1 pseudogene is annotated in these 2,813 nt (G+C 38.3%); it reads left to right on the forward strand.

The annotated features are described in order from the left end of the window. Window positions 1-706 precede the first annotated feature (706 nt). Window positions 707-2,813 (forward strand): annotated as a pseudogene (locus tag M4Z11_RS07180) (hypothetical protein); the annotation flags it as partial.

The following is a 2,813-nucleotide window of genomic DNA, read 5'->3' on the forward strand; positions in this document are numbered from 1 at the left end:
CGGAAATATTCGCTCTAATATCTCTGTAACAACCTCAGGTAGTCACTTCGGAGTAGGTGGAGGTATACAGTTCACTCTTAACTAATTACCTATTAATACTACCCAATCAAAAAACTCTCATTTCCACGCTAAAAGATCAGAAGTGAGAGTTTTTTTTCATACAAATTAACACTCTAAATTTTAATAAAAAACATTTTAATATTTAAAAAACGAAAAAAAACTTGAATTATAGCCTTTCATGTTTTATACAAGCAACCCATTCCTAAAAATACAACACGTTAAGGATATTAAAAAATAAACAAAACAACCCCTCTATAAACTTTTTATAAGTAAAATACTCGTATTTTAAATCTTAAATCGCAAAAGCTCATACCTCAACAAAATAAAGATCACATATAACCATGATATAACCTACTAAAATAAAATTATGTCTTTTTAATGGCATATATTCTTACTAAAAAACCTCAAAACGATAGAAACAACTGCTAAATACAAACAACAACCCAAAACAATTTAAATAAAAAGACCAAAACCTCATTAATTAAAGAATTCTTAACATGACTACTACCTTATCTCAGCCACCCCTAATAATCTCTAAATGTGTCTTTTTAATGTCTAAAATTTATTTTTTATTTTTACTGGAGGAATTATTATGAAAAAGTCATATCTTAGCTTAAAAAGCGCTGATTTAAGGGGCTGTTCTTTATTGAAAGCCGCTTCATTAGGTACTGTTATGACAGTGCTCTTATCGAGTGTTTCACCTGTCATTGCATCTACTTTTTCTCCAGCAGAAATTATGTCTCAAGGTCCTGATTTAGCTTTTTTTAATATAAAAGCTTCTGATCATGATGAGGATAATGCTTCGTCGGAGGATAATGCTTCGTCGTCTGCTCTATTAGCAGCTGCAAAAGAGCAATATGAGAAGTTGCTCATGGAGCCTTTGCCTAATGTTGGAGGTGATTATAATTTTTATGTTTCTGGAGATTATCCAATAAATTTTACTGTTAATAGCACGGTAAGAAGCTCTGCGAATAATCCAAGTTGTATTAAACAACCTGGGCTGATAGGTTGTTATGTAGATGGTCTAACTTTGGGGGATGCTATTCAGTCAGATGAAGCGTCAATTATAATAGGCTCAGGTGTCGCTATTGGTGGAACTGGTGCAGATATTGTAATAAGTGGCCACTATGTTTTGGGTGAAAAGGCGAGTGCTGAAGCGAGTGCGATTGCAATAGGGCAAAAGGTAGTAGGTGAGAGAGCGGGGGAGTCGGTGATAGGCGCGTGGCCGGCTGCATCAGCAGATTCCCCTTGGTCTGTGGCTATAGGCACAGACGCTCAGGTGTCCGGTAATTCCAGCAATTCTGTTGCGATGGGTTTTCATGCTAAAATAGAGTCCGGTTCTCGTGACTCTACAGCGCTGGGTTCTCAGGCTAAGATAGGGACTCTGTCTTCTCAGTCTATAGCACTGGGTTCTGTCGCTAAGGTAGGTGACAAGAGCATTAAGGCTATTGCTATAGGATACACAGCTGAAGCGAATGTTGCAAACGGGGTTGCTTTAGGTGCTGAATCTGTGGCTAATATTAAAGAAGGTGTTGTAGGCTATAAACCTGGTAGTACTGCTGCTAAGGATGATTTTATATGGACCAGCACTTCTGCGGCAGTTAGTGTTGGTGATGTTGCGAAAAAGCTAACACGACAAATTGTGGGAGTAGCTGCTGGAACTCAAGACACTGATGCTGTGAATGTTGCGCAGCTGAAATCATTACAGCAATGGGTAACAAATAATGCGGGAGGAAAAGGTTGGAAGCTTTCTGTTGGAGGACAAAATACGACAGATGTTGAAGCAGGGGGTACTGTGGATTTTTCATCTACTGGCAATCTTCAAATTTCAAAGAGTGTAAATGATAAAGTAACAAACGTAACATTTGATCTTGCGAAGAAGATTACTGTTGATGATATCACGGTAGGAAAAAATATTTTAGATGAAAATGGCCTACAGATTAAAGGTGAGGACACTGTGCTTGGCCCAGCGATATTGGTTAGTGGGATCAGTGCGGGCAATAAAAAGATTACAGGCGTGTTAGCGGGTACAGAAGATACGGATGCAGTTAATTTTTCGCAATTGCAAGCGGTAAAAAATGAATTAGAGAAGAATAATTGGATTCAGCAAGATTCTGGAACGGGTGTTATTACAATAGGTGCGCAAGCAGAAGGAACAAAAGTTAATTTTTTGAACAAAGAGAAAAAAGGTCGGACTCTTTCCGGCTTGAATGATGGAGAAGTTTCAAAAACTTCCACTGAAGCAATTACAGGAAAACAGCTTTTTGAAGTTAAAAGTGATGTATCGACCATTGCTGGAAATACTTCTAAGTATTTGGGAGGTAAAGCGGATATTCTTAAGGGGACAGCTCCAACTTACAGTATACAAAAAAAATCCTTTCATGATGTCGAAGCAGCCTTTATAGGTGTTGATGGTTCACTTACAGAAATTTATGATAAAATTGCCAATGTAGCCGGGGGTAGTCTTGTTCAACAAGAGAATGGTGAGAATGGTGAGACTGGCAGTGGCCTTATCACGATAGGTTCAAAAGTAGGCGGCGAGGAAATCAGTCTTGCGAACAAAGAGAAAAAAGGTCGGACCCTTTCCGGCTTGAAGGATGGAGAAGTTTCAGCAGGTTCTACTCAGGCAATTACAGGAAAACAGCTTTTTGAAGTTAAAAGTGATGTATCGACCATTGCTGGAAATACTTCTAAGTATTTGGGAGGTAAAGCGGATATTCTTAAGGGGACAGCTCCAACTTACAGTATACAAA

The sequence above is a fragment of the Bartonella bilalgolemi genome (assembly GCF_023500045.1).
Classification (GTDB): Bacteria; Pseudomonadota; Alphaproteobacteria; order Rhizobiales; family Rhizobiaceae; genus Bartonella; species Bartonella bilalgolemii.